General features: G+C 64.4%; 29 protein-coding genes and 1 tRNA gene. 20 read left to right on the forward strand and 10 right to left on the reverse strand.

Annotation, left to right across the window (positions count from 1 at the left end):
• Positions 1–126 precede the first annotated feature (126 nt).
• From bamA to rpmE, 4 genes are all read left to right on the forward strand, one after another.
• Entirely contained in the window at positions 127–2,814 is a 2,688-nt protein-coding gene (gene bamA / locus OIK40_RS14190) for an outer membrane protein assembly factor BamA (RefSeq protein WP_273679062.1), read from the forward strand.
• Entirely contained in the window at positions 2,814–3,497 is a 684-nt protein-coding gene (locus tag OIK40_RS14195) for an OmpH/Skp family outer membrane protein (RefSeq protein ID WP_273679014.1), read from the forward strand. The genes bamA and OIK40_RS14195 overlap by 1 nt, the downstream gene beginning before the upstream one ends.
• Positions 3,498–3,525: 28 nt before the next feature.
• Positions 3,526–3,999 carry a 3-hydroxyacyl-ACP dehydratase FabZ gene (gene fabZ / locus OIK40_RS14200; protein ID WP_273679015.1) on the forward strand — a complete coding sequence of 158 codons (474 nt, stop codon included), beginning with the start codon at positions 3,526–3,528 and terminating at the stop codon, positions 3,997–3,999.
• A gap of 214 nt (positions 4,000–4,213) precedes the next feature.
• Positions 4,214–4,438: a 50S ribosomal protein L31 gene (rpmE, locus tag OIK40_RS14205; RefSeq protein ID WP_273679016.1), complete on the forward strand. Its 225-nt coding sequence runs from the start codon at positions 4,214–4,216 to the stop codon at positions 4,436–4,438.
• A 126-nt stretch (positions 4,439–4,564) separates the two neighbouring features.
• On the opposite strand, the gene OIK40_RS14210 is transcribed toward rpmE, so the two are convergent.
• Positions 4,565–4,882: a TraR/DksA family transcriptional regulator gene (locus OIK40_RS14210; protein WP_273679018.1), complete on the reverse strand. Its 318-nt coding sequence runs from the start codon at positions 4,880–4,882 to the stop codon at positions 4,565–4,567.
• Positions 4,882–5,517 carry a prolyl hydroxylase family protein gene (locus OIK40_RS14215; RefSeq protein WP_273679019.1) on the reverse strand — a complete coding sequence of 212 codons (636 nt, stop codon included), beginning with the start codon at positions 5,515–5,517 and terminating at the stop codon, positions 4,882–4,884. Before OIK40_RS14215 ends, OIK40_RS14210 begins: the two co-directional genes overlap by 1 nt.
• A 235-nt stretch (positions 5,518–5,752) precedes the next feature.
• Between OIK40_RS14215 and OIK40_RS14220 the strand changes: the two genes are divergently transcribed.
• The 10 genes from OIK40_RS14220 (at position 5,753) to OIK40_RS14265 (ending at position 14,137) form a co-directional block, all read left to right on the forward strand.
• Positions 5,753–5,829 (forward strand) — tRNA-His (locus OIK40_RS14220).
• A 47-nt stretch (positions 5,830–5,876) separates the two neighbouring features.
• Positions 5,877–6,944 carry a Glu/Leu/Phe/Val family dehydrogenase gene (locus OIK40_RS14225; RefSeq protein ID WP_273679020.1) on the forward strand — a complete coding sequence of 356 codons (1,068 nt, stop codon included), beginning with the start codon at positions 5,877–5,879 and terminating at the stop codon, positions 6,942–6,944.
• Between the two features lie 106 nt (positions 6,945–7,050).
• Entirely contained in the window at positions 7,051–7,809 is a 759-nt protein-coding gene (gene ccmC, locus OIK40_RS14230; RefSeq protein WP_273679021.1) for a heme ABC transporter permease CcmC, read from the forward strand.
• On the forward strand, positions 7,809–7,949 hold the full coding sequence (locus OIK40_RS14235; RefSeq protein ID WP_273679022.1) for a hypothetical protein: 141 nt from the start codon (positions 7,809–7,811) through the stop codon (positions 7,947–7,949). Before ccmC ends, OIK40_RS14235 begins: the two co-directional genes overlap by 1 nt.
• A gap of 14 nt (positions 7,950–7,963) precedes the next feature.
• The gene (gene ccmE / locus OIK40_RS14240) at positions 7,964–8,425 is read left to right on the forward strand and encodes a cytochrome c maturation protein CcmE (protein ID WP_273679023.1); all 462 of its coding nucleotides are present in this window, start codon (positions 7,964–7,966) and stop codon (positions 8,423–8,425) included.
• A gap of 28 nt (positions 8,426–8,453) precedes the next feature.
• Positions 8,454–10,436 carry a heme lyase CcmF/NrfE family subunit gene (locus tag OIK40_RS14245; RefSeq protein ID WP_273679024.1) on the forward strand — a complete coding sequence of 661 codons (1,983 nt, stop codon included), beginning with the start codon at positions 8,454–8,456 and terminating at the stop codon, positions 10,434–10,436.
• A 7-nt stretch (positions 10,437–10,443) separates the two neighbouring features.
• On the forward strand, positions 10,444–10,974 hold the full coding sequence (locus tag OIK40_RS14250) for a DsbE family thiol:disulfide interchange protein (RefSeq protein ID WP_374211820.1): 531 nt from the start codon (positions 10,444–10,446) through the stop codon (positions 10,972–10,974).
• Positions 10,971–11,411 (forward strand): cytochrome c-type biogenesis protein, encoded by a 441-nt coding sequence (locus tag OIK40_RS14255; RefSeq protein WP_273679025.1) that lies wholly within the window; start codon positions 10,971–10,973, stop codon positions 11,409–11,411. Before OIK40_RS14250 ends, OIK40_RS14255 begins: the two co-directional genes overlap by 4 nt.
• Positions 11,408–12,055, forward strand: a complete 648-nt coding sequence (locus OIK40_RS14260; RefSeq protein WP_273679026.1) for a tetratricopeptide repeat protein — start codon at positions 11,408–11,410, stop codon at positions 12,053–12,055. The genes OIK40_RS14255 and OIK40_RS14260 overlap by 4 nt, the downstream gene beginning before the upstream one ends.
• Positions 12,056–12,193: 138 nt before the next feature.
• On the forward strand, positions 12,194–14,137 hold the full coding sequence (locus OIK40_RS14265; RefSeq protein WP_273679027.1) for a potassium transporter Kup: 1,944 nt from the start codon (positions 12,194–12,196) through the stop codon (positions 14,135–14,137).
• A 61-nt stretch (positions 14,138–14,198) separates the two neighbouring features.
• Here OIK40_RS14265 and OIK40_RS14270 read toward each other — a convergent pair whose 3' ends face one another.
• The 5 genes from OIK40_RS14270 to OIK40_RS14290 form a co-directional block, all read right to left on the reverse strand.
• Positions 14,199–14,849 (reverse strand): inner membrane-spanning protein YciB, encoded by a 651-nt coding sequence (locus OIK40_RS14270; protein ID WP_273679028.1) that lies wholly within the window; start codon positions 14,847–14,849, stop codon positions 14,199–14,201.
• Positions 14,849–15,772: a signal recognition particle-docking protein FtsY gene (ftsY, locus tag OIK40_RS14275; protein ID WP_273679029.1), complete on the reverse strand. Its 924-nt coding sequence runs from the start codon at positions 15,770–15,772 to the stop codon at positions 14,849–14,851. Before ftsY ends, OIK40_RS14270 begins: the two co-directional genes overlap by 1 nt.
• Positions 15,769–16,944: a MiaB/RimO family radical SAM methylthiotransferase gene (locus OIK40_RS14280; RefSeq protein WP_273679030.1), complete on the reverse strand. Its 1,176-nt coding sequence runs from the start codon at positions 16,942–16,944 to the stop codon at positions 15,769–15,771. The genes ftsY and OIK40_RS14280 overlap by 4 nt, the downstream gene beginning before the upstream one ends.
• On the reverse strand, positions 16,941–17,744 hold the full coding sequence (dapF, locus tag OIK40_RS14285) for a diaminopimelate epimerase (RefSeq protein ID WP_273679064.1): 804 nt from the start codon (positions 17,742–17,744) through the stop codon (positions 16,941–16,943). Before dapF ends, OIK40_RS14280 begins: the two co-directional genes overlap by 4 nt.
• An 84-nt stretch (positions 17,745–17,828) precedes the next feature.
• Complete coding sequence (locus OIK40_RS14290) at positions 17,829–19,487, reverse strand: putative bifunctional diguanylate cyclase/phosphodiesterase (RefSeq protein WP_273679031.1); 1,659 nt, start codon at positions 19,485–19,487, stop codon at positions 17,829–17,831.
• Positions 19,488–19,695: 208 nt separating this feature from the next.
• On the opposite strand from OIK40_RS14290, the gene OIK40_RS14295 reads away from it, so the two are divergent.
• Together OIK40_RS14295 and OIK40_RS14300 are read left to right on the forward strand one after the other, a co-directional pair.
• A complete protein-coding gene (locus OIK40_RS14295; RefSeq protein WP_273679032.1) occupies positions 19,696–20,109 on the forward strand; it encodes an EVE domain-containing protein in 414 nt (137 codons plus the stop codon).
• 132 nt (positions 20,110–20,241) lie between these two features.
• The gene (locus OIK40_RS14300) at positions 20,242–20,412 is read left to right on the forward strand and encodes a CsbD family protein (RefSeq protein ID WP_273679033.1); all 171 of its coding nucleotides are present in this window, start codon (positions 20,242–20,244) and stop codon (positions 20,410–20,412) included.
• An 82-nt stretch (positions 20,413–20,494) separates the two neighbouring features.
• Here the strand turns inward: OIK40_RS14300 and OIK40_RS14305 are convergent, their stop codons facing one another.
• Complete coding sequence (locus OIK40_RS14305; protein ID WP_273679034.1) at positions 20,495–22,192, reverse strand: thiamine pyrophosphate-binding protein; 1,698 nt, start codon at positions 22,190–22,192, stop codon at positions 20,495–20,497.
• 178 nt (positions 22,193–22,370) lie between these two features.
• Here OIK40_RS14305 and OIK40_RS14310 point away from each other — a divergent pair, with 178 nt between their 5' ends.
• Complete coding sequence (locus OIK40_RS14310; RefSeq protein WP_273679035.1) at positions 22,371–22,562, forward strand: hypothetical protein; 192 nt, start codon at positions 22,371–22,373, stop codon at positions 22,560–22,562.
• On the opposite strand, the gene OIK40_RS14315 is transcribed toward OIK40_RS14310, so the two are convergent.
• The gene (locus OIK40_RS14315; RefSeq protein WP_273679036.1) at positions 22,559–23,875 is read right to left on the reverse strand and encodes an MFS transporter; all 1,317 of its coding nucleotides are present in this window, start codon (positions 23,873–23,875) and stop codon (positions 22,559–22,561) included. The genes OIK40_RS14310 and OIK40_RS14315 overlap by 4 nt on opposite strands.
• 165 nt (positions 23,876–24,040) lie before the next feature.
• Between OIK40_RS14315 and pgsA the strand changes: the two genes are divergently transcribed.
• The 3 genes from pgsA to OIK40_RS14330 all read left to right on the forward strand — a co-directional run bounded on the left by pgsA (position 24,041) and on the right by OIK40_RS14330 (position 25,879).
• Positions 24,041–24,649, forward strand: coding sequence for a CDP-diacylglycerol--glycerol-3-phosphate 3-phosphatidyltransferase (gene pgsA / locus OIK40_RS14320; protein WP_273679037.1), 609 nt, complete (start codon positions 24,041–24,043; stop codon positions 24,647–24,649).
• Positions 24,650–24,725: 76 nt separating this feature from the next.
• Positions 24,726–25,031: a hypothetical protein gene (locus OIK40_RS14325; protein ID WP_273679038.1), complete on the forward strand. Its 306-nt coding sequence runs from the start codon at positions 24,726–24,728 to the stop codon at positions 25,029–25,031.
• A gap of 275 nt (positions 25,032–25,306) precedes the next feature.
• Positions 25,307–25,879: a hypothetical protein gene (locus OIK40_RS14330; RefSeq protein WP_273679039.1), complete on the forward strand. Its 573-nt coding sequence runs from the start codon at positions 25,307–25,309 to the stop codon at positions 25,877–25,879.
• A 150-nt stretch (positions 25,880–26,029) separates the two neighbouring features.
• On the opposite strand, the gene OIK40_RS14335 is transcribed toward OIK40_RS14330, so the two are convergent.
• Entirely contained in the window at positions 26,030–26,926 is an 897-nt protein-coding gene (locus OIK40_RS14335; protein WP_273679040.1) for a LysR substrate-binding domain-containing protein, read from the reverse strand.
• Positions 26,927–26,936 lie beyond the last annotated feature (10 nt).

The raw sequence follows: 26,936 nt of genomic DNA on the forward strand, positions 1-26,936 counted from the left end.
AGGCACATCGGGCAGAGGCTTGGCCGGAACGCGCCGGACTTGCCGCGACGGCTGCCGGCACGGGCGCTCCGGACCGCATGGTCGGATGACAGAAGAGTTGGACGGGACTTTAGCTGCATGAACCGAATGAGCGAGACAGGCCGCGCGCCGGTCAATAGCCGGGCAGGTCGTCCGCAGGCGCTGTCGCGTACCGGGCGGCTGGCGGTGATGCTGTGCTGCGGCTCGGTCCTTGCGGGCGTGCCGGGCGCGGCTTTTGCGCAGGCGCAGCAGGAGGCGGCCCAGTCCGAACCGGCCCCCGCGCCCGCGCCGCAGAGCAACATCATCCGCACCATCAGCGTGGTCGGCTCCGAACGGCTCGAACCCACCACCATCCTCAGCTACATCCGTCTGCGCGTCGGCCAGGAATACACCTCGGCCGCCGCGGACGAGGCGCTGAAGGATCTCGGCGCGACCGAACTCTTCGCCAATTTCTCGATCCGCAACGACAATGGCAACGTCGTCATCACCGTGACCGAGAACCCGGTGATCAACCGCATCGTGCTGGAAGGCAACCAGCGGTTGAAGCCCGACAAGATCCTGCCCGAGATCAAGCTCGCGCCGCGCCAGATCTTCACCCGTTCCAAGGTGCGCGCCGACGTTGCCCGCATCATCGAACTCTACAAGCGCCAGGGCCGCTTCGCCGCGCAGGTCGAGCCGAAGATGGTGCAGCTGCCGCAGAACCGCGTCGATATCGTGTTCGAGATTTCGGAAGGTCCGAAGTCCAAGGTCCGCCAGATCAACATCCTCGGCAACGAGAAATTCTCTGACGGCGAGCTGCGCGGCGAGATGGTGACCAAGCAGGCGCGCCTGACCAGCTTCTTCAGCTCCAACACCAGCTACGATCCGGATCGCCTTGCCTTCGACCAGCAGAAGCTGCGCCAGTTCTACCTGACCGAAGGCTATGCCGATTTCCGTGTCGTTTCCGCCGTGGCCGAGCTGACGCCGGACCAGAAGGACTTCATCATCACCTACGTGGTGGAGGAAGGCGAGCGCTACAAGTTCGGCGATGTGCAGGTCGACAGCCAGCTGCGCGACTTCGACAGCGACGCGATGAGCGCCAATCTGCCGATGAAGAGCGGCGACTGGTACAACGCCAAGACGGTGGAGGACACGGTCGAACAGCTGACCGAGCTGGCCGGCCGGTTCGGCTACGCCTTTGCCGACGTGCAGCCGCGCTTCAAAAGCAATCCCGAAGACCTGACGATGAACATCACGTTCATTCTGCGCGAAGCGCCGCGCGTCTACGTCGAACGGGTCGACATCAACGGCAACACGCTGACGCAGGACAAGGTCGTGCGCCGCGAGTTCCGGCTTGCCGAAGGTGATGCTTTCAACTCGCTGGGCGTACTGCGCACCACCGCGCGCATCAACTCGCTGGCCTATTTCCAGGAGAATTTCGAGGTCACGCAGGTCGAGGGCAGCGCGCCCGACCGGATCGTGCTCGAAGCCAACGTGGAAGAACGCCCGACGGGCGAATTGCAGTTCTCGGCGGGCTTTTCCTCAATCGAGCAGTTCATTCTGGCGGGCTCGATCCGCCAGCGCAATTTCCGCGGACGCGGACAGACGATCGGCCTTTCGCTCAACTATTCGCAGTTCTCGCGTTCGGCGCAGGTGAGCTTCTCCGAGCCCTATCTATTCGATCGCAACATCTCGGCCGGCGTGGACATTTACCGCCGCGATTTCAACAGCTTCAACTTCACCAACCGTGATCGCAATACGACCTTCCGGCAATCGACCACCGGTTTCTCGATGCGCGCAGGCGTGCCGCTCACCGAATATATGTCGCTGATCGGCAGCTACACGCTCAACTACGAAGACGTGACGCTGGACGAAAACCAGTTCTTCTCCGATCTCGACGGCGACGGGGTGCGCACCTGCGATCCGCTGCTGGCGGGCCGCTTCCTGTGCGATGCGATCGGCACCCGTCTGAGCTCGATCGTCGGGCTCAGCCTCAACTACAACTCGCTCAACTCGCGTATTCGTCCGACCCGCGGCAAGACAATCTCGCTCAGCAGCGAATTCGCCGGGCTTGGCGGGGACGTGCGCTATGTGCGTTTCCGTGGCCGCGGACAGCAGTTCTGGAACGTCGGCAATTCGGGCTTCATCTTCTCGGTGCTGGCCGAGGGCGGTACGATCATCCCGCTGAGCGAACGTCCGGAGGCAGGGATCGACGACATCTTCCTGAACGACCGCTTCTTCCTCGGTGAACCGCAGTTCCGCGGCTTCCGCATCCGCGGCGTCGGCCCGCGTGTGCTGACCCAGCGCTATGTTCCGGATGCCGACGGCAATCCGGTGCTGATCACCGAGCGCCGCCAGACCCGCGACGACGCGATCGGCGGGCGCAATTACTATCTCGGCCGCGCCGAGCTGGAAATTCCGCTCGGCACCGGCGCGCGCGAGCTCGGCCTCAGGCCGTCGATCTGGGCTGACATTGGTGCGCTTTGGGGTGTCGAGACGCCGGTGCTGCAGGATAATCCCACCGGCATCCAGTTCCTTGATCCCAACGGCAATCCGATCTTCCTCGACGCCGCTGGCCTGCCCACCACCTCGCCGACGGCACCCGACGGCACGCCCAATGATCCGGCAATCCGTCCGGGCAGCGCGATCCGGGAAACCTTCCTTGGCAATTCGCCCAGCCCGCGCATCACCGCCGGGATCGGGGTGAACTGGAATTCGCCCTTCGGGCCGTTCCGCATCGACTTCGCCCAGACCATCCGCAAGGTTCCGGGCGATGACGAGCGTCAATTCACATTCAATGTAGGAACCCAATTCTAATGAGCATTTTCACCAAGCTTCTTGCCCCCGCCGGTCTTGCGCTGTGCGCGGTGGCCGCCATGCCCGCACAGGCCCAGGTCGAAGGCCGCGTCGCCACCGTCGACATCTCGCGCGCGGTGCTCGGCACGACTGCCTTCCAGACCGCCTACGAGCAGGTCAACACCACCTACGCCCAGCAGAACGAACTGCGCCGCACCAAGGCGCAGGAACGCCAGACGCTGCTTTCCACCTTCGACACCAATGGCGACAAGCAGGTCGACGATGCCGAGCTCGCAGCCAAGCAGAATTCGGCTGACATGACGAAGCTGCAGACGCTGGAAGGTGAGATCCAGGCGCTCACCAACCAGATCGACGCTGCCCGCATCTACGCGGTGGAGCAGGTGATCGCGCAGTATGGCGCGGCGCTGCAGGAAGTGACCACCCAGCAGCAGATCAAGCTGGTGTTCGATCCGGGTTCGCTGCTGTTCGCCGTGCCCGAAGCCGACATCACGCAGGCGATCACCACCTCGCTCAACGCCAAGGTTCCCTCGGTCGGGATCGTTCCGCCGCAGGGCTGGCAGCCGGCGCGTGAAAGCGTCCAGCTGTATCAGGAAATCCAGCAGCGCCTGCTCACCGCGCAGCTGATCCAGCAGCGCCAGCAGCAGCAGCAGCAGGGCAACCCGCAGGCACCGGCGGGCCGCTGAGACCCTGACGAAGCAAGGGAGCAGTCGGATGAGCGAGGCAGGCGAGGCGACTCCGGTCGCGCTGGATTATGATATCGGCAAGATCCTCAAGGCCTTGCCGCATCGCTATCCGCTGCTGTTGGTTGATCGCGTGAAGGCGATGACGCTCGGTGAGCGCATCCACGCGATCAAGGCCGTCACAATGAACGAACAGTTCTTCCAGGGCCATTTCCCCGGCGCGCCGATCATGCCCGGCGTGCTCCAGATCGAGGCGCTGGCGCAGGCCGCCGGCATCCTCGGGATCGAGACGATGGAGCTGGCGGGCACCGGCAAGCTGGTGATCTTCATGGGGATCGAGAACGCCAAGTTCCGCGCCCCCGTAACGCCCGGTTGCCTGCTCGATCTGCATGTCGAATTCACCCAGAAGCGCAGCCGCGTCTATAAATTCAAAGGCGTGGCCAGCGTCGAGGGCAAGACCACCTGCGAGGTCGAATTCACCGCGATGATGACGGATGCGCTTTGATTTCCGCACCCGCCTGCGCGGGTGCGGTCCTCGCTAGAAGCGCAGCATAGCTGCGCCCGCTGCGGGCGGGCGGTCGCCCTTGCGGTCGCTGGCGCGACCGATGCTTGCCCGAATATCTGAGGTTGCAATGGGCAGCGATTCCGGCTAGCGGCGCGCCTTCCCGTTTCATAGCTCCGCCGGTCGGAACCGGCGACATGCTGCAAAGGAATACGTCATGAAGGCCGAAGGGCACCCCGACTACCACATAATCACGGTCAAGATGACCGATGGCACCGAATACCAGACCCGCTCGACCTGGGGCAAGGAAGGCGACGTGATGTCGCTTGAAATCGATCCCCTGAGCCACCCGGCCTGGACCGGTGGTCGTCAGCAGCTGCAGGAAGGTGGTCGTGTGGCCGCGTTCAACAAGCGCTTCGGCGGTCTGTCGCTCAAGAAGTAAGCGACGCGAAAAGCTGCGCGGCCTCCGGGCCGCAACGAGGAGGGCGGCCCGACGGGGTCGCCTTTTTCGTTTCAGCGCCTTTTGCTGCGCGCGGTGGGCTAACCGTTCACGAAGTGCACGCCGCAACTATGCCGCGCACTTGATGCAGCGGGTCGCGATCGGGCGGGCCTTCAGGCGTTCCGGCGCGATTGCCTCCCCGCAATTGGCGCAGGTGCCATAGGTGCCATTGGCGATGCGGGCGAGAGCGAAGCGGATCTGCCGCGCTTCAGCCAACAAGACGTCATCCACCCCTTCAAGCGCCTCGTCATCGGCAAGATCGATCGCCTGCTCGCTGAAATCATCGTCGAGCGGATGGCGCAGATCGTCCTCGATTTCGCCGCTGCGTTCGACAATGTCGGCCAGCCGTTCCTTCAGTTGCTGCGCGATTGCGGAATAGTCGTTCATCAGCCCCTCCATGGCTTTTCCCGGTACCATTTGGTTATCACATATTTGACGCCCTTGCGTACCTTCATCCCGTGGTGAAGCGTCGCCGCGTTCACCCCGCCACCGGGCAAGCGGTTGTTCCAGCAAAGCAATTTGCCCGCTTCGGGCTGGAAGGTCTTGTCGAGCATCCTGAACCGCGTAGCGCCCCCTGCCGCCACGTCATTGAGATAGATCATGAAGGTCCAGGTGCGATTGCCCGACAATGTGCAAAATTTCTGGAAATCGCGGCCTCCGGGCGTGAAGTAATCGGTGTGCGGCTTGAACTCCTGCCCCTCCGCATAACGCTGGCCCTGCAACGGCTCGCCATAGGCCGGATCGAGACTGGACAGCTGTGTCAGCATCGTCTCGATCCGCTCCACGGCGGACAGGTGCGCCGCCAGATCGCAGGTCTCGCTGGTGCGGAAATAGGCATCGCCATTATCGTCGGCGATGGTCGAGGGGCGGCGGTCGGCGTCGATCAGCGCGATCAGTTCGGTGCAAAGATCGTCGGGACAGAAGCCGCGCAACTGGAACAGCTCGGCCTTGGGGGTGGGCAGGCGCTGCATGCCGCCCTGGGCTGCCAGCCGCGCGGCGATGGATTCGCTAGTCGCATTCATGGGCGGCGAGGATAGTTCGCGCCCGCCAGCGCGCAACGCTTTCGCAGGCCGCGTAACAATCTTGCGCGAGACGCGTTGCAGCGCAGTTTTCGCTTCCCATTCACAGGGCTTTGTGCAAGAGGCGCGGGCCCGCCCATGATGCACTTGACCGGGCGCGTGCCTTGCGTAAACCGCGCCGCTCTAGCGCGGGCTTGGCAGCGACCGAACGGGTTGTTTTCGGGCAGGGGCGTGTGTGGCGATCGTAGCTCAGTTGGTTAGAGCGCCGGTTTGTGGTACCGGAGGTCGCGGGTTCGAACCCCGTCGATCGCCCCATCTTCCTCTCCCCAGTCATGCTCTCCGCGCGCAACGGGGAAGTGCTGATGACCGCTTTCTGGGCCGAGCCCGATTTCGACGCGCACGAATGCGTGCAGCTGGTGCATGACCGGGCAAGCGGCCTGACCGCGATTATCGCGATCCATTCCACCCATCTCGGCCCGGCTGCCGGCGGCACCCGTTTCTGGCACTATGCCGATCCTGCCGGTGCCATGCGCGACGCGCTGCGCCTGTCGCGCGGGATGAGCTATAAAAACGCCATGGCCGGCCTGCCGATGGGCGGCGGCAAAGCGGTGATCCTGGCCGATGCAAACCGCACCAAGACGCCCGATATGCTCGCCGCCTTTGGCGATGCCGTGGATACGCTCGGCGGGCGCTATGTCACTGCCGAGGACGTCGGCATCAGCGAGGCCGACATGGTCGCAGTGTCGCAGCGCACCGCCTATGTGTCGGGCCTTCCGGTCAAGGGCGAGGGCAGCGCAGGCGGCGATCCCGGACCGTTCACCGCGATGGGCATCTATCACGGTATCAAGGCGGCGGTGCAGCACAAGCTGGGCAGGGATAGCCTTGCAGGCGTGCAAGTCGCTGTGCAGGGCACCGGCTCTGTCGGCGGCGGCGTGGCGCGCCTGCTGGCAAAGGACGGCGCGAAGTTGACGCTGGCGGATATCAATGCCGAGCGTGCTGCCGATCTCGCTCGCGAACTGGGCGCCAACGTCGTCGCTTCGGATGCGATCATGTCGGTCGGCTGCGATGTGTTCAGCCCCAACGCATTGGGCGCGATCCTTGACGAGGAAGGCATCGCTCGGCTCGATTGCGCGATTGTCGCAGGCGGGGCCAACAACCAGCTGGCCAAGGCCGAGCACGGCGCTTTGCTGGCGGCGCGCGACATCCTCTATGCGCCCGATTACGTCATCAACGCGGGCGGGATTATCTCGGTCGCGCTCGAATATCTCGCGCGCCGCGACGGTTCGCATGCCGACATTAATGAGGTGCGCAAGCGGCTGGCGCAGATCCCCGGGCGGCTTGAGGCGATCTGGCAGGAAAGCGATGCCTCGGGCGTTTCGTCGGACGTGGTCGCCGATCGCATGGCACAAAAGCTCATCGGACGCGGTTGAGCGGACGTTTGCGCGGGTGCGGGCCGGGAACTATTCCCCCGGTGCATGAATTGCAGTCTTGTCCCTGACGGGTGTAAGGCTACAAGCCCCGCCAGACGCGAACGCTATGCACATCTACGCAAACCCCACCCGATTCCTTGCCCTTGCGAAGTGGCTGATGCCGCTGCTGTTCTGGTGCGGGCTCGCGCTGTCGCTTGGCGCGATCGCCTGGGGGTTGTTCGTGGTTCCGCCCGATCGCCTGATGGGCGAGACGGTGCGCATCCTGTTTATCCATGTTCCCGCCGCGTGGCTGGGTATGGGGGGCTGGACGGGAATCGCGATTTCATCGGCCATGCTGCTGATCTGGAAGCATCCGCTCGCCGCGCTCGCCGCGCGGGCGATTGCGCTGCCCGGCATGGTGTTTTGCGCGATCTGCCTTGCTACCGGCTCGATCTGGGGGCGGCCCACATGGGGCACGTGGTGGGAATGGGACGGACGGCTGACCAGCATGCTGGTGCTGCTGTTCCTCTATGCCGGCTATATCGCTCTTACCCAGGCCGCGAGCCGTGAAGGCACCACGCCCAAAATCGCGGCGATCTTCGGGCTGGTCGGCGCGATCAACGTGCCGATCATCAACCGCTCCGTGGTGTGGTGGAATTCTCTCCACCAGCCGCCCAGCATCACCATGGGCAAGAGCGCGATCGATCCCGCCTTCCTCTGGCCGCTGATGGTCGCGGTGCTCGGCTTCTCGCTGTTGTTCGGCGGCATCGTGCTGATGCGGATGCGTGCGCTGATAGCCGAAAGCCAGGTCGAGGCGCGGTTGCGTCGCCGCGCGCTCGATGATGATGCGCCGCTGGGCGCTGCCGCAGCGATGGAGCGCGCCTGATGCGCGAGGAACTGGCGCAGTGGGATTTCGTGATCCTCGCCTATGCTGTGGGGCTGATCGCGCTCGCCGGCTTGAGCATCTGGGCGTGGCGCGCGATGGTGCGGGCCGAGGCCAAACGTGACGCCACACGGCGGCGTTGAACGAAGGACAAGCAATGAAGGCCAAGCATCAACGTCTCGTCCTTGTGGTGATCGCTATTCTGGCGATCGTCGGGGCGGGGCTGCTCGCGGCGTGGAGCCTGCGCAACCAGGCCAATTACTTCTACCTGCCCGAACAGATGGCGGCCGAACCGCCCGCGGTCGGACAGGCGGTGCGGCTGGGCGGCATGGTGCAGGCCGGATCGATCAAGACCGAAGCCGACGGAGTGACGGTCAACTTCATGGTAACCGGCAATACGGCGGACGCGATTCCCGTGCGTTACAGCGGGATTCTGCCTGATCTGTTCGTCGAAGGTTCAGGCGTGGTCGCCGAAGGCAGCCTCGGCTCTGACGGGGTGTTTCTGGCCACCAACCTGCTGGCCAAGCATGACGAGAATTACGTGCCCAAAGAGCTGGAAGGCATGGGCACCGATGCCGCCGCGAAGATGGCGGCCGATACGACGGTCGGACTGAAGTAAACGCCGTGAGACAGCAAGGGACCGCGCAATGATCGCCGAAATCGGACTTGCCGCCCTGTGGCTTGCCGCCGCGCTGGCGGTTTTGCAGATGGTGTCCGGCGCGGCCGGGCTGCGGATGCCCGAAGGTGCCGCCAATCCGCTGGCGATCTATGCGCGGCCCGCCGCGATCGTGCAGGCGGTGCTGGCGGTGCTGGCCTTCATGACGTTGCTGTGGGCCTTTGCGATCACCGATCTTTCGATCAAGCTGGTGGCCACCAATTCGCATTCGATGAAGCCGATGATCTACAAACTCACCGGCACCTGGGGGAACCACGAGGGTTCGATGCTGCTGTGGGTCGGCGTGCTGGCGGCATCTGGCGGTCTGCTGGCGGCGTTTGAGAGGCGGTTGCCCGAACGCACCATGGGCGCGACTCTGGCTGTGCAGGGCTTCGTGGCGCTGGGTTTCTATGCCTTCCTGCTGCTGTCCTCCAACCCGTTCGAGCGCCTGCCGGTGCCCGCGATGGAAGGCACGGGCCTCAACCCGCTGCTGCAGGACATCGGCCTCGCGATCCATCCGCCGACGCTTTATGCTGGCTATGTCGGGCTGTCGGTCGCCTTCAGCCTTGCAATGGGCGCGCTGCTGACGCGCGAGGTCAATCCGTCCTTTGCCCGCGTCATGCGCCCGTGGGTGCTGGGTGCGTGGGTGCTGCTGACGCTGGGCATTACCGCGGGTTCGTTCTGGGCCTATTACGAGCTCGGCTGGGGCGGCTGGTGGTTCTGGGACCCGGTCGAGAATGCCTCGCTGATGCCGTGGCTGGCAGCGACCGCGCTGATGCATTCGGTCAGCGTGCTGGCTGCGCGCGACGCGCTCAGGACATGGACGATCATGCTTGGCGTGCTGGCGTTCTCGATGTCGATGCTCGGCACCTTCCTTGTGCGCTCGGGCGTGCTGACCAGCGTCCATGCCTTCGCGGTCGATCCCGAACGCGGCAGCTTCATCCTCGGGCTACTGGGCCTCTATATCGGCGGGGCCTTCACCATCTTCGCGCTGCGCGCCGGGGCCGTGGCCGAGGGCAAGCGCTTTGCCCTCGTCAGCCGCGAGGGCGCGCTAGTGTTCAATAACGTGATGCTTTCGGCGATCCTTGCGATCGTGCTGCTCGGCACGCTCTACCCGCTGCTGACCGAGGCGTTTGACGTGCGTGTGTCGGTTGGCCCGCCGTACTTCAACCCGGCCTCGGCCATTTTCGCGGTACCGATGCTGCTGGTGATGGCGGTCGGCCCGCTGCTGCGCTGGCGCGAGGACAAGCCGGCGCGCATCCAGTTCGAGGCGATGCTGATCGCGGCGGTGCTGATCGGAGCGATCGCGCTGGTCAGCTTCTTCGGACAATTCCCGTTCCTGCCGCTGCTGGGCCTTGGCCTTGCTCCGGCGCTGGCGGTGGCGGCGTTGCTGCCGCTGCGCGGTCGGAACCTGACCCGCGTGCCGGCCGCGACATGGGGCATGGTGCTGGCTCATTTCGGGGTAGCGGTGTCGCTGTTCGGCATGGCCTGCGAGGGTGCCTTCACCGAGGAACGCCTTGCCGCGGTCGCCCCGGGCGGCACCGAACAGGTCGGCGATTTTGCCGTCACCCTGCAAAGCGTCACCCCGGTCGCCGGGCCCAACTGGACCGCGATCGAAGCGCGCCTCGCGGTCAGCCGCGACGGCGGCGAACCGGTGATCCTTGCCCCGCAGGCGCGCAATTTCTGGTCGCCTCCGCAGGCCACCAGTGAAAGCGCGCTGCTGACCCGCTGGGACGGTCAGCTTTATGCCGTAATCGGCAATCAGGCCGAGGATGGTCGCTGGCAGATCCGCGTGTGGTGGAAACCGTTTGTCACCTTCATCTGGTATGGCGGGTTGCTGATTGCGCTGGGCGGCGTGCTGGCGATTGCGGGCCGCGTCCGGGTCGACCTCAAGCGCCGCAAGGCTGTCGCCAGAGGGGGCGAGCGCCGCGCCGAGCTCGAAGCTCTCGAAGCCCAGCCGGTACCGGCGGAGTAGCGCGGCCGTGCAGAACCGTCTCTGGCTGTGGGTGCCGCTTGCGCTGTTCGCCTTTTTCGCGGGGCTGGCAGGCTATATGCTGACCCAGCCCAAGGATCAGTTCGTCGAAAGCACGATGATCGGCGAGCCGCTGCCCGAATTCGCGCTCGATCCGGCCTTCGGCGGCCTGCCGGGTGCCGCACGCGCCGATTTCGTCGGTGGCAAGCCCCGCCTGCTCAACATCTGGGCGAGCTGGTGCCTGCCCTGCATTGCTGAGGCCCCGCAGCTTGAGACGCTGAAGGAGCAGGGCGTCGAAATCATCGGCATCGCCATCCGCGACCGGCCCGAGGATGTCGCCAATTTCCTCGCGCGTTACGGCAATCCCTATACCCGCATTGGCTCTGACCGGATTTCCGAAGTGCAGCTGGCGATCGGATCCTCCGGCGTGCCGGAAACCTTCGTGATCGATGCCGGGGGCGTGATCCGTTACCAGCATATCGGCGATATCCGCGAGGACGACGTGCCGGTTCTGCTCGCTGAACTGGAGAAGGCGAAATGAACCGCGCCGTGTTTGCAATGGTGATGGCTCTGCTGGTGATGCCGCTGGCGGGTCCTGCCTTGGGGCAGGACAGCATGCCGCCCGCGCCCTATGCCTATAACCAGCTTGAAGACCCGCAGCTTGAAGCCGAAGCCAGCGCGCTGATGCACACGCTGCGCTGCCTCAAGTGCCAGTCGCAGTCGATTGCCGACAGCGATGCGCCGATGGCAGGCGATATGCGCCATCAGGTGCGCAGCCGCATTCTGGCGGGCGAAAGCCCCGATCAGATCCGTGCCTGGCTGATCGCGCGCTACGGCGATTATGTCAGCTACGAGCCCGAGATCAGCGCCACCACCTGGCCGCTTTTCGTCATTCCGGTGCTGGTAATCCTGATTGTCGCTGGCGTGCTGCTGCGCCGGCTGGGCAAGCGGCGTACGGACGAGGGAGAAGGTGCATGATCGGCGGCTGGCTTGCGATTGGCGCGCTGGCGCTGGCGGCGTTTGCTCTGGCGGCGTTCCTGCTGCGCCTGCCGCGCGAAGGGCTGACGTTGTTCGGGGCGGTGCTGGTATTCGGGCTGGCCGGTTATGCGTGGCAGGGCTCCCCCGGCCAGCCTTCCGCGCCGAAGGGTCATGAGGATCGCAGCGCCAATCAGGGCGAAGCAATGGTAGAAGGCCGCGCCGCGCTGTTCGACCGCACCTTGCCGCCGCCCGATTATCTGCTCACCTCAGATGCCTTTGCCCGACGCGGGCGGTTCGGCGATGCGGCAGGGCTGTTGCGGCGCGGACTGGAAGATAACCCGAACGACCTCGAAAGCTGGCTCGCACTGGGTCTTGCGCTGGTGGGCCATGCCGATGGCTTCGTGACTCCCGCAGCGCTGCAGGCCTTCGGGCGGGCGCGGGCTATCGATCCCGATCACCCGGGTGCGGAATATTTCCTCGGCTTTGCCTATCTGCAGAGCGGCGAGATCCGCGCCGCGCGCAATGTCTGGGCCGGGCTGATCGCCCATTCGCCCCCCGACGCCCCGTGGCGCGAAGGGCTGGAGGCGGAAGTTGCGCGACTTGACGACATGATTGCCCGCGCGCCGATGCTTCAAGGTCAGTGACATCTGCGTGTCTGTCATGCGCGCCATGTTGCAGGCGCGAAGACACGGTGCTAGGCGCGCCGCCTTACCCGCCGGAGTCGCACTGGCGCGCCGGAAATGGCTGGGGGCAGTACCGCATGCACGGGAAATCCGCTTGAGATGAACGACACAGCAGCGCCTGCCCAGCCGAACCCCGGCCACGGCCATAGCCACGGCCACAGCGCCTCGACCGCCGCACTGGCGATCGGCGCGGTCGGCGTGGTGTTCGGCGATATCGGCACCAGCCCGCTTTACGCTTTCCGCGAAACCTTCGCCTCGCACCATGGCGCGCCGGGCATCGCGCCCGACGCAGCGCACATCCACGGGGTGCTGAGCCTGGTGTTCTGGTCGATGATGATGGTTGTGACGGTCAAATACGTCCTCACCATCACCCGCGCCGACAACCGCGGCGAAGGCGGGAGCCTGGCGCTGCTGGCGTTGATCCGCCGTGCGTCCGACAGCGCGGGGTGGACCGCGCCGCTGGTGCTGCTCGGCGTGTTCGCCACCGCGCTGTTCTATGGCGACAGCATGATCACCCCGGCGATTTCGGTGCTGTCCGCGACCGAGGGCCTGCAATATATCGTCCCCGGTTTCGACCCGTGGATCGTGCCCACCGCGATCGCCATTCTCGTCTGCCTGTTCGCGCTACAATCGCGCGGGACGGAACGGGTGGGCAAGCTGTTCGGCCCGATCATGCTGACCTATTTCGCCATGCTGGCGACACTCGGCGTGATGCATCTTACCGCCAATCCGGCGATCATCCTCGAGACGATCAATCCGGTGAACGCGCTCAATTTTTTCATTACCGACGGCTACACCGCCTTCATCGCGCTGGGCAGCGTCGTGCTGGCGGTGACCGGGGCAGAGGCGCTCTATGCCGACATGGGGCACTTCGGACGCAAGCCGATTGGCCTGTCGTGGCTGACCTTCGTATTCCCGGCGCTGATGCTCAATTACATGGGGCAGGGCGCGCTGGTGCTGTCGCAGACCTCGCCGGAAGCAACTGCGGCGCTGATCAAGGATCCGTTCTTCCTGATGATCCCCGACGTGGTGCGCGTGCCTGTGATCATCCTTGCGCTGTTGGCCACCATCATCGCCAGCCAGGCGGTGATCTCGGGGGCGTTCAGCCTTACCCAGCAGGCGATCCAGCTGGGCTTCATCCCGCGCATGAACATCGAGCACACCAGCGCTACTGCTGCCGGGCAGATCTACATTCCGGCGATCAACTGGGCGCTGATGGTGATGGTGATCCTGCTGGTGCTGTTCTTCCAGTCCTCCAGCAATCTCGCCGCGGCCTACGGCATTGCGGTCACGGGCGCGATGTTCATCGACACGCTGCTGCTGGCGGCAGTGCTGACCGCGCTGTGGCGCTGGCCGTGGTGGAAGGCGCTGCCGCTGGTACTGGTGTTCCTGATCGTGGACATCGCCTATTTCGGCGCCAACCTCGTCAAGGTGCCGTCGGGCGGCTGGGTGCCGCTGGCGATCGGCTTCGTCATCTTCACGCTGCTCACCACCTGGGCGCGCGGCCGCAAGCTGATGCGCGAGCGGATGAGCGAAAGCGCGCTGCCGCTGGAAATCTTCGCCAAGTCGGCCAAGAATTCTGCGGTACGCGTGCCCGGCACGGCGATCTTCATGGCCTCAACCACCGCCGGCGTGCCGAGCGCGCTGCTGCATAACATCAAGCACAACAAGGTGCTGCACGAACGGGTGATCATCCTCACCATCGACATCACCGATGAACCCTATGTCGATCCCACCACGCGCTGCGAGATGGTGGATCTGGGCGACGGCTTTTACCGCGCGGTGCTGCATTACGGCTTCATGGAGGAGACCGACGTGCCGCAGGGCCTCAAGACAATGGAGCGCTGCGGCGGCGCGTTTGACATGATGCAGACCAGCTTCTTCCTGTCGCGCCAGACCCTGCTGCCGAGCCAGAAGCCCGCCATGCCGCTCTGGCGGGAGAAAATCTTCGCGTGGCTGCTGCGCAATTCGTCGAGCGCGATGGACTTCTTCAAGCTCCCCACCAACCGTGTGGTGGAGCTGGGAAGCCAGGTGGAGATCTGAGCATCGCGCCAAAAAGCGGGAGCCGGTTTTCGGTTCTCCGCGATGCGACCCGAAAGCTGCGTTAGCTACCCGTCGGCGGCTCGTTCTTGAGCGGCTCGTCGCGTTCCTCGAAGCTCAGGCCGTTCTTCAGCAGCATCGGGATCTGGCTGAAGGTAAACAGGAAGGTCAGCGGCAGGAACACCCACAGCTTGGCCCACAGCCAGCTTTCAAAGGAAAGCTGCGCGCGCAAGCCCTCATTGAGCAGCGCGAGGAACAGGAAGAACACCCCCCAGTTGCGCGAAAGTTTGAGCCAGCCTTGCTCGGTAAGCCCTTCGAATGCGGCTTCGAGCAGGATCCTGAGCAGCGCCTTGCCCATAAAGAAACCGCCCAGCAGCGCCACGCCGAAGCAGGCATAGATGATCGTCGGCTTCAGCTGTACGAAGGTGGGGTCGCCGAAGAAGATCGTCAGTCCCCCGAAGCCCACGATCAGCGCGGTCGAGAACCACAGCATCGGCGAGACCTTGCCCAGCCGCCATTTCGAGAACAGCAATGCCGCCACCGCCGCGACCATGAAGGCGCCGGTGCCGTAGATGATTGCGCCCAGCTCGCCGGCGGGGCTCGGCTCGGCGGGGGCGTTCATGCGATAAACGCCAAGGAACACCAGGAGTGGGCCGTAATCGACCGCGACGTTGAGCCAGCTGGAAGCGGCCTTCTTGCCTTCGCTGTCGCTCATCACGCCACCCCCGCGATCACACGCGCGACCAGATCGGGATCGAAGGGGCGCAGGTCTTCCATCTTTTCGCCCACACCGATGGCGTGGATGGGCAGGCCATATTGCTCCGCCGCCGCCACCAGCACGCCGCCGCGCGCGGTGCCGTCAAGCTTGGTCATGATAAGGCCGGTGACACCCGCCACTTCCTTGAACACGTCGATCTGCGAGAGCGCATTCTGGCCGTTGGTGGCATCAAGCACCAGCACCACGTCATGCGGTGCCTCCGGGTTCAGGCGGCCGAGCACACGGCGGATCTTGGCCAGTTCCTCCATCAGCTCCTTCTTGTTCTGGAGCCGTCCGGCAGTGTCGACGATCAGCGCGTCGATGCCCGTATCGGTGGCTTGCTTCACCGCATCGAACACGATCGCCGCCGGATCGCCGCCCTCGGGGCCGCGCACCAGATCGACACCGATACGCTCGGCCCAAGTCGCCAGCTGGCCGATCGCGGCGGCGCGGAAGGTGTCGCCTGCCGCCAACAGCACGCCGTAATCGTCCTCCTGAAACAGGTGCGCGAGCTTGGCGATGGTTGTGGTCTTTCCGCTCCCGTTGACCCCGATCACGAGGATCACCTGAGGACGCGGAAAGGCGGTGATTTCGAGCGGCTTGGCCACCGGACGCAGGATCGCGGCGATTTCCTCGGCCACGGCCTCTTTCAACTCGCGCGCGGTGATTTCAAGGCCGAAGCGCTTGTCCGACAGCCGCGCCCGGATACGTCCGGCCGCAGCCGGGCCGAGATCGGACATGATGAGCGCATCCTCGACCTCGTCGAGCGTCGCATCGTCGAGCTTCGCCGTGCCGCCGACGCCAGCGAGGTTGGCGGTCAGGCGTTCGGACGTCTTGGCAAAGCCGCCGAACAGGCGCTGGGTCCAGCTGGTTTCACTCATACGAGCAGGCCCTCCCTGACCTCGCGCGGGGTTACGTCGATAATCGTGCCCGCCGTGGCCTGCGGGGGCAGGGTGATGCGGGCGTAATTGGGGGCATAGCCCGTGCCGTCGCGTTCGGCGAGGACGGGAAACGTTTCGCCCACAAGCCCGGCGAGCCACGCCGCCCGGGTTGCAGCGGCACGTTCGCGCAATTCGGCCGCGCGCGCCTTAACCACGGCGCGCGGGAGCTGCGGCATTCGCGCGGCAGGGGGGCCGGGACGGGGCGAGAAGGGGAAGATGTGGGCGTGGACGATGCCGAGTTCGTCGATGATCGCGAGATTTTCGGCATGATGCGCCTCGGTCTCGGTCGGAAAGCCTGCGATCAGGTCTGCGCCCACTGCCACATCGGGGCGCAGCGCCTTCAGCCGCGCCACCAGTTCCACCGCGTCGCAGCGCAGATGGCGGCGTTTCATGCGCTTGAGGATCAGGTCAGCCCCGTGCTGGAGCGAGAGGTGCAGGTGGGGCATCACGCGGGCGTCATGCGCAAGCAGATCGAACAGCGCGGGATCGATCTCCACCCCGTCGACAGACGAAAGGCGTAATCGGGGGAGGGCGGCAAATTCGTAGAGGATCGCCCGCACTAGCACGCCCAGCCGGGGCGCGCCGGGCAGGTCATGCCCCCAGGATGTCAGATCGACGCCGGTAAGCACCACCTCCTTTGCCCCCGCGTCAAGATGCGTTTCGATCTCGCGCAGCACCTCTGTCACAGGCAGCGATCGGCTTGGCCCGCGCCCCTGCGGGATCACGCAAAAGGTGCAGGCATGGTCGCAGCCGTTCTGCACCGCAACGAAGGCGCGGGTGCGCGCCGGAGCGATCGGCGGGGCAGCGACGGGCGCGTTCCAGCTGCGCGGATCGAGTTTCGCGGCGTTGGCCACCAACCCGTCTACCTCGGCCATCGCGCCGATTTCCGCGCGGTCGATCTCGGCCGCGCAGCCGGTAACGACGAGCCGCGCCTGCGGATGGTCGCGGCGCGCGCGGCGGATCGCTTGCCGCGTCTGGCGCAGAGCCTCGCCCGTGACCGCACAGGAATTGACGACGACGAGATTCTCGTCTCCCGCCAGCATTGCGCGCATCCGCTCGCTTTCAGCGATGTTCATGCGACAGCCGAGGGATATGATGTGCGGTGCGTTCACGCCACCGCTCCGCTGGCAAAGTCGTCCCAGTTGAAGCTGCCGCGGAAACTTTCGGTCGCAGGGCCGCTCATTAGGATGGTGCCACCCCGTTCCCATGCGATCTCGAGGTCGCCGCCGGGCAGAGTGACGCGCACCGGGCTGTTCACCAGACCGCGCCAGATCGCCGCCACCGCCGTCGCGCAGGCCCCGGTGCCGCACGCCAGCGTCAGGCCCACGCCGCGTTCCCACACGCGCAATTTCAGATGGTCCGGCCCGGCAATGCTCGCGACATTAACGTTCACGCGCTCGGGAAACAGGGCATCGTGCTCGATCACCGGCCCCAGCACATCGAGCGGTATGGCATCGCAATCGCCCACGAAAAAGATGACATGCGGATTGCCGACATTCACCGCCATCGGCGCGTCCAGCGTCTCCCAGCCTACCGGCATCGCGGCGGTATCCATTGCATAGGCGAGCGGGATGGCGTCCCATTCGAAGCGGGGTTTGCCCATGTCGACCCGTGCGCCGCGCGCCATCGGTTCGAGCGTGATCGGTCCGCCGCCGGTCTCGATCGTGGCGGGTTCGCCATGCAGCAGCGCCACCGCGCGGCTGGCATTTCCGCAAGCCTCAACCTCGCCCCCGTCGGCATTGAATATGCGCATCCGGAAGGCGTGCGTTTGGCTCGGCTGGAGCAGGATCAGCTGGTCGCAGCCGATCCCCGTGCGCCGGTTGGCAAGCGCGCGCGCAATCGCGGGGGTCATCGCGGGGAGCGAGCTTTCGCGAGCATCGATCACGACGAAATCATTGCCGAGACCGTGCATCTTGGTGAAGGGGATACGCTGCGTCACGGCTGCGCATCTATGCACGCGCGGGGCGTGCGTCCAGTCCCGCGCCTGCAACCGGCGTCAGGAGTTGGCCGCGCGCGGCAGGTCGCGCTTGGTCCCGGCTCCCTTTGCAGGTGGAAATGCGGCCGCCTTATCGGCTGACAGCTTGCCCTGCGCAGCGAGCCGCTGGCGCACTTTCTCGGCAGGTTCGGGCTTGCCGTAGAGATAGCCTTGCGCCTTCAGTCGCCCCATGGCGCGCAGCGCGGCGAGGATTTCCTGGTCTTCCACGCCTTCGGCGGTCAGGGGCAGGTCCAGCCCGCGGCCCATTGCGATGATCGCCTCGACAATCCGTGCCCGTCCCGTAGGCTCGCGCAGCTCGCTGATGAAGCTGCGGTCGATCTTGATCCGGTCGAACTGCAGGTGGCGCAGCTGTTCGAGACTGGAATAACCGGTGCCGAAATCGTCCAGACTGATCTGTACGCCCTGATTGCGGAGCGAGGTGATCATCGAACGGACCAGCCCGATATTCTCGTGCAGGCAGCTTTCGGTGATTTCGATTTCCAGTCGTGCGGGCGGGAAGTTGGCGGCGATCAGCTTTTTCAGCAGGCGCTGCGCAAACCACGGATCGCGCAATTGCACCGGCGAGATATTGATCGACAGTGACAGGCTTTCATCCCATTCGCGCGCATCGGCAAATGCCTGTTCCATCAGCTGTTCCGACAGCTGGGTGATGACCCCCATTTCCTCGGCGACCGGAATGAATATCTCCGGACTCACCAACCCGAGCTGTTCCGATTGCCACCGCGCGAGCATCTCGAACCCGACCAGCTCGCCGCTGTCGATGTCGACCTGCTGTTCATAATAGGGCACGAATTCGCGCTGCAGCAATCCGCGGCGAATGCCGGTTTCCAGCTGATTGCGGAATCGGATCTCGTTTTCCATGCTGGCGTCGAACCAGAAGTGGCAGTTCCGCCCCTGCTTCTTGGCGTGGTAGAGCGCCATATCTGCGCGGTGCATGAGCGTGGCGGCATCGGCGGCCCGATCGGTTAAATCGACCGCGTCTTCATTGGTTGCAATGCCGATCGAAATCGTCAGCTCGACGATAATGTCGCGCACCTCCAGGGGTTCGCCGACACTGGCAAACAGGCGGACCACAAGATCCTCGATGCGGTCGTGATGGCCCGTCTGGAAGGGCATGACAAAGGCAAACTCGTCGCCGCCCAGACGCGCCAGCCGGGCTTCGCGCGGGAGCAGCTTGCGGATCTTTTCCGACAGCGCAACCAGCACCTCATCGCCGTAGATATGTCCATACATGTCGTTGATCTGCTTGAAGTTGTCGAGATCGATCATGCAATAGACGATTGCCTCGCCGCGCTGCATTGCCCGCGCGTGCAGTTCTTCGGTGGCATCGATCATGCTGCGCCGGTTGAGGCAGTGCGTGAGCGGGTCGGTCGCTGCTAGCAGCCGCGCCTGTTGCTCGGCGTGACGACGCTCGGCGATCTCTGTGGTGAGTTCGCGGTAGCGCCGCCAGCCGAAGATAATCAGCGCGATATTCAACAGCAGAGCGCTGACGAGCAGCCTGTCGGGCATTGTCCCCGAGCCCATCAAGGCGAATACCGCATCGGGCACCACCGCCCCTCCGGTCGCTACCAGCAGGATGATAGCCGCCGCAGCAATACCGAGCGCCACGACGTCGCGTTCAGCGCGCTGCAGCGGGTTGTTTGATTCGTGCTCCGTCAAAACCGTCTGCCTCGCGAATAGCCGGATGCGACCGCTGCGGTCGGCACCCCGTGCGAACTCCTGCTGAATCGCAGAAAGCGCTAAAAATCAGGTTAATTGCGACAATTCCTTACGGTGGAATGGGGGTGGCAAGGGGCTTGGCGGCAAGGGGCGGAGCGGGCTATCGCACCCTTCCGATCCCGCATTTGCCGCAAGGAGAGCACCCGCCATGGCCCGCCAATACTGGCTGATGAAGTCCGAACCCTTCAAGTACAGCTGGGATGATCTCGTCGCCGAGGGGGAGGGCACGTGGGACGGGGTGCGCAATTATCAGGCGCGCAACAACCTAGCTGCAATGCAGGTAGGCGACGAGGCCTTCTTCTACCATTCGCGCGAGGGACTGGAGATCGTCGGCATCTGCACCATCAGCGTCGCCGGGATCACCGATCCGACCGACGAGACCGGCAAATGGGCGGCGGTGAAGGTAAAGCCCAAGGAGAAATTCGCCCACCCGGTATCGCTTACGGCGATCAAGGCCGAGCCCCGGCTGGCCGATATGCAGCTGATTCGTCAGTCACGCCTCTCGGTGTGCGGGGTAAGTCCTGAGGAATGGCGGGTGATTTGCGATATGGCGAAGGGGTGACTCCGCCTGCTTTCAACGCCTTGTCCCGCCTCGGGCACTGTCTGTCCTGCCACAACGGAACGATCGCCTTTGCCACCCATTGATGTCATGAAAAGCCAATAAATCCATTGGCTTGCAATATGGAGGACGATCATGGGTGAACTCACCGACAAGATCAAAGGCACCGTCAAAGAAGCACTGGGCGAGGCCCGGCAGCAGTCCGACGATCCCAAGACCCGCGCCAAGGGCGTGGCCCAGGAACTCGAAGGCAAGGCCGACAAGGCCAAGGGCGAGATCAAGGGCGCACTGGGCGACCGGATCTGATCCGACACCTTTTGGCTGATTGCCATGCGAGGCCGCCTTCCCATCAGGGGAGGGCGGCCTCTCGCTGTTTACGGTCGCTTCGTCATGCGGCGGTGGCGTTCGCGCGGGCGCGCAGCCCGCTGATTGTTGCACCGCTGGCGGCGATCCATTCAAGATCGGTCTTGGCGTGGATCAGCCGCAGGCCTTTACGGTGCTTGGCTTCTTCCAGCGCGGCAATAAATTCAGCGGTGGTCTCCACCTTCGCGCTCCAAGCGCCGTAGGCGGCGCCCAGCATGGCGAAATCGGGGTTGGCGAGCGCGGTGGCCGAGACGCGGCCCGGATATTCGCGCTCCTGATGCATGCGGATCGTCCCGTAGGCACCATTGTCGACGACCACCACGATCAAGTTGGCGCCGTATTGCGCCGCCGTGGCCAGTTCCTGTCCGTTCATCAGGAAGTCGCCGTCACCCGCCACGGCGACCACGGCGCGATCCGGAAAGCGCAAGCTCGCGGCGACGGCGGCGGGCACCCCGTAACCCATCGCACCGCAGGTCGGCGCAAGCTGGCCGGGGAAGGCTTTGTAGCGCCAGTAGCGGTGCCACCACCCGGCGAAATTCCCCGCGCCGTTGCAGATGATCGTGTCATCGGGCAGCGCCTCGCGCATTGCCGCGACGCAGGCGGCGAGATCCATGGCCGCATCGGCAGGCGCGGGTGTAGCCCATTCCAGCCATTCGCGATGCGCCTCGCCCCCGGCATCGAAAGGAATGATCCCGTCATCCGCCCACAGCGCGGCGCTTTCGGCAAATTCGTCCATGCTACAGCACAGGGCCAGATCGGTGCGGTAGACGCGCCCGAGTTCTTCCGGGTCGGGATGGATATGGACGAGGATCTGTCCGGGGTGTTCGAGCGCCGGCACCTCATAACCGTCTGTGGTCGCCTCGCCCAGCCGCGCACCGACCGCGATGACGAGATCGGCCTGTCTGACCCGTTCGAGCAGCTTGGGGTTCGGGCCGTAGCCGAGATTTCCGGCATAGACCGGGCAAGCGGGGGAGATCGCATCCTGGCGCCGGAACGCGGTCGCCACTGGCAGGCCGATGCGTTCGGCGAATTGCTGGAAGTAATGGCGCGCCTTGGCGTTCCAGCCCGCGCCGCCGATGATTGCGACAGGGCTGGCGGCATCGGCAATCAGGCCGAACAGCGCCTGCATCGCATCGGGACAGGCGGCCTGCGCGACGCGGTCGACAAAGGGGCGCGGTTCGAGCGTGGAGGGGACGTCCTCCACCAGCATATCTTCTGGCAGGGCGAGCACGACCGGCCCCGGTCGGCCGTTGATCGCGACCGCATAGGCTCGGGCGACATATTCGGGAATACGCGCCGGATCGTCGATCCGTGCCGCCCATTTGCAGATAGGGCCGAAGAAGGCTGGAAAATCCACTTCCTGAAACCCTTCGCGCCCCTGCATCCCGCGGGCTACATCGCCCACGAACAGGATCATCGGCTGCGAATCCTGGTGCGCCACATGCACGCCGATGCTGGCATTGGTCGCGCCCGGGCCGCGGGTGACGAAGGCGACGCCCGGCCGCCCCGTCATTGTGCCGTCGGCGCAGGCCATGTAGGCAACCCCGCCTTCCTGACGGCAGGTGACGACATCGATTTCGGGCCGTTCCGGCAGCGCGTCGAGCACGGCGAGAAAGCTTTCGCCCGGCACAGTGAAGATCCGCTCGCAGCCCTGAATGGCGAGGCATTCGACCAGCAGCGCCGCCGCGCTCTTACCGGTGTCTGTGCGCGTTTGATCAGGCACGTGAAACTCTCCCGTCTTGTCCGCTCCGGCCTCTACATCCGAGCGTGCAAGCGCGCAAACCACCGGTCATGCACAGGCGTGCACAGCCTGTCCCAAGCTGTGACAAGCAGTGCAGTGACGGTTCCCATTAGTTAAGGAAGTCTTAAAGTCGGATTCTCTTGGACGGGAGATTCGCCTGATGCGCCGCAGCCTTGTTCTGACCGATGAAAGCGCCCGCCACTGGTTCCGCGCCAGCCTGCCGCCGCATGTGAAGCGCGATCTCTTTCCGATCCCGGCCGAAGACCTGTGGCGCCTGACGCTGGCCGACGTGCGCGGCTTTGCCAGCGTCTATGTTGCGGCGACGGCTGCGATCCTGACCTTTATTATCTAGGGCAGTTCGGGCCCACGCAGCGCCTCGAGCGCGTGCAGCTTGCGCGCCAGCTGGGCCGATAGCACGCACAGGAACAGGCTCAGCAGCAATTGCTCCTCGAGCGGGATGCCGAAATAGCCGAGCACCCCTGCGACGCCGGCACCCACCACCATGAACACCGACGAGATGAAGTTGTTGGCCGCGACCGAACGCGAGGCCTCGCTCTTTTCGACGCGTGTGGTCAGGAAGGCATATAGCGGCACCACGAACATGCCGCCGGCAATGGCGATCAGCAGAAGATTGGCGGTCAGCACCAGCGCCAGCGGCTGGCTGAGAAATTCGGTCACCGTGAACAGCTCGCCCTGCGGCGTCAGATCCCACATCCGGCACAGCAGGTAGAAAGTGATCAGCAATCCGCCCAGAGCGATCACCGAAGGTGCCGAATAGCGCGCCGAGATATCGCCCTTCAGCAGCGCGTTGATCGACACCGAACCGATGGCGATCCCGGCCGAAAAGGCCACCAGCATCACCGCCGCAACCTGCTTGTCGGCCAGCAGCACGTTCTTGGCGAGCGGGATGAACTGCACCGAAAGGATCGCGGCGATGGCCCAGAAATAGCTGATCGCTAGCACCGAGTAACGCAATTCCAGATTGCCCATCGAGAACAGGATAAGCGATTTCGACGCGCGCAAGGGGTTCCAGTCGACCTTGGTTTCGGTCGTCTCGGGCGGGGCAGGGGGTACCCAGCGGCATACGATATAGCCGACCAGTGCGATGGCGATCACTACAACGATGCTTGCCATGATCGGCATCACCCCGCCCAGGATCATCCCGACGAGGATCGCGACATAGGTGCCTGCTTCGACGAGGCCCGTTCCCGCCAGCACTTCATCCTTGTGCAGGTGCTGTGGCAGGATCGCGTATTTGATCGGGCCGAAGAAGGTCGAATGCACCCCCATCGCGAACAGCGCGACGAACATCAGCGGAATGGCAAGGCCTTCCACCGAAATCCCCCGCGCCGCCAATAGCAGGCCGGTGGCGCCGACCGACATGATGATGATCTCGGCAAACTTGATCCAGCGGATGATCCTGGTCTTGTCGCGCATGTCGGCAAGCTGGCCCGAGGTCGCCGAGAACAGCACGAAGGGCAGCACGAACAGCGCAGTGGCGACGCCGCTGATCAGCGTTTCCATCTCGGGCGAATCGTAGACCTGATAGACTACGAAAAGCACCATTGCGTTCTTGTAGAGATTGTCGTTGAGCGCGTTCAGCAACTGGGTCAGAAACAACGGCAGAAACCGCCGCTGGCGCATGAGATTGGTGGATGTGGTCATGCGGTTTCTGTGCCGGTGCTTCCCTGTGCGTTTGATGGGACATAGCGCCCAGCCGCATATTCACAAGCCTCGCGCTAGGGCACGCAGCGTCAGCCTAGACAGGGGAATGCTGGTGCAAGCGGTCTTTTGCACGCCGCCCGGTCGCGCTAGAGCGTGGGGGTAACGATGCTGAATCTGCCGAACATCCTCACCCTGTCTCGCATCTTCGCGGTGCCGCTGCTTGCCTTTTTCCTGTGGTGGCCGGAATGGCGGCTGGGCTACCTGATCGGGTTCGTGCTCTATACTGTGATCGCGATCACCGATTTTCTCGACGGCTATCTCGCGCGGGCGCAGGGCACGGTGTCGAAGATGGGTATCTTCCTTGATCCGATTGCCGACAAGATCATGGTTGCCGCCGTCATTCTGGTGCTGACTGCGCAAGGCTACCTACGCGGGCCATACGTGGGCGACATCCACGTGATCGCGGGCCTCGTGATCTTGGTCCGCGAAATCGCCGTGTCGGGGCTGCGGGAATTTCTGGGCGGGATTCAGGTATCGGTGCCGGTGTCGAAGCTCGCCAAATGGAAGACCACCTTCCAACTCGTCGCGTTGGGCGCGCTCATTCTTGGCGGCGCGGTGCACGGGCCGCCATGTCAGGCGGTGGGCGAAGGCTGCGGAACCATCGCGCAAAGCTGGGTGCATCTGGTCGGGCTCGTCAGCCTTTGGACCGCCGCTGTGCTGACTTGCGTCACCGGCTGGGATTACCTGCGGGTCGGCCTCAAGCATATGGATTGAGGCTGGAAAAGGCTTTCAGGTTCGGGTTATATTGTCTCCTATGGGATCGGATTCATCGCGCCAACCGGGCGCTTACGTGGGACAATTGGCAGATCATGCGCGCAAGCTTCAGAGCGAGGCGAAAAGCGCGATCGCGCAAGGTGACTATGCCCGCGCTTCGGCGCTAATCGGCGATGCTGAATTGCTGGCCGAAGATGTGAACGCGCTGGTCGATGATATCGAAGACCGCCAGACCGACAGCCTACTGGAACTTGCCGCGAACGATGCCGCCGGTTCGGCCAGGGCGCGCCGCCGCCGCAGCCGCTTCGGCGGGCCGGTGCGGCGGGTCGGCATGGCGCTGGGCACGGGTCTGGTGATGAGTTTCGCGCTGGTGGAGTGCTGAGCGCGCCGTCGTCAGTTAGCCGGGTCTGTGCGACTCGGACGCGGCGAGCGGCATTTTGCCGCGGCGGAGACGGTGCAGCGAAACACTGCGCCGAACCGGCCATGCCGTAACGTCATCCCGCAAGCGCTGCAAATTCATGCTCTTGACATGAGTCTGCTAACCATGCGGAGCAAAGCTGGATTCGCCAACGGTCTTGACGTATACTTGTCATGCAGAAAGCTCCGCAGGCTTACTGTTAACGATCGACCTTAATCTCCTTCCCTAGAACAGGTCGCATGAATACTGCGGAGGTCTTTTGGGCCGATCATCCAGACGAAAATCGAAAGGATGATGGCATGCTTGGTAGAACGACATTGAGAGCGCTGGCTATGGCCGGGGCCGCAGGTATCTGCGGGATCTTGCTTGGGCCCGTGGTGGCATCGGCTTCACAACCCGGCGAAGACATCGTGGTCAGCCCCGGCAGCGCAATGCAGCACTGGCAGAGCGAAGCCTCGGCCCAGCTTGACCGGGCCCTGCGCCGGGCCGCGCCCACCCGGACCGACAACAAGAATGCGATCGTGCAGATCGCCTTCACGCGCGATGCGAACGGTCGGGCCACCGATCTGGAATTCGTCAATCGCGAGGGTGGCTGGTTCGAACGCTCGACCGCCAAGCGTGCGGTGCGCAGCCTCGACAATCTTGACGAGGTTCCGGTGACGCAATCGGACGAGGTGTATTTTCTCGCGAACATCATCTTCGCCAACGATCAGCGCAGCCACGACCAGCTGAAGGACCGGTTGGCGCAGATGGAAACCGCACGTCTCGCTGAAAACAGCCCGCGGAGCCAGTATATCGCTCTGGGCTACTGATCTGACGCTGCAGGCCGACTTGTCGGCCGGGCTACCGGTTTCGCCTGCCACTTCAGGCGACAAGCTCCGGTGTCGTATCGCTCGTGCTGCGGAGGCGTGGCGATGCGACGCCGGAGTATTGGTTTTCAGGGCTTCGGCCCGAACTATCGTTCAACCCGCGCGCAGTTCTTCCGCCAGCAGCTTGAAATCCGCCTCGCGCGGGGAATTTCGGCGCCATGCCAGCACGATTTCGCGCTTTGCGGTCGGGCTGTCGACCGGTCTTGCGACCACCTTTGTTCCATTCAGGATCCCCGCCTCCAGCGCCATTTCCGGCAGCATGGTAAGCCCGAGGTCGTTATCGACCAGCTGAACCAGCGTGTGAAGGCTGGTGCCGATCATCGCCGCGCTGGTGCGCAATTCGCTGCGGGTGCAGGCGGCGAGTGCGTGATCGCGCAGGCAATGGCCATCTTCCAGCAGCAGCAGGCGCCCGGTATCGATCATCTCCGGCGGAATGCTCGCCGGCGGATCGCGCGGGTCGTCCTTGGGGAAGGCCACGAACAGGCGATCATCCGAAATATGTTCGATCGCCGCATCGCCGGTATCGAAGGGCAGGGCCAGCAGCACGCAATCGACCCGCCCGTGATGCAGCGATTCGAGCGCGTCCTGACTGGTTTCCTCGCGCAGCAGCAGCTTGAGTTCGGGCCGCTCGCGCTTCAATCGCGGCAACAGGCGCGGGAGCAGGAAGGGGGCGATCGTGGGGATCACGCTCATGCGCAATTCGCCCACCAGCGGCTTGCCCGCAGCCTGCACCAGATCGGCGAGTTCCTCGGCCTCTCGTAGCAGCCGGTTGGCCTTGGCCACCACCTGTTCGCCCAATGCGGTAAAGCGCACCACCCGGCGCGATCGCTCGACCAGCGTCACGCCCAGCAGCGATTCCAGCTCGCGGATGCCGGCCGACAGCGTCGATTGCGACACGAAGCTGGCATCCGCCGCCCGCCCGAAATGGCCATGTTCGTGCAGCGCGACGAGATATTGCAGCTGCTTGATGGTGGGGAGATAGGTGCTCACGGCGCTGTCG

The organism is Erythrobacter fulvus, assembly GCF_028595285.1.
GTDB lineage: Bacteria > Pseudomonadota > Alphaproteobacteria > Sphingomonadales > Sphingomonadaceae > Erythrobacter > Erythrobacter fulvus.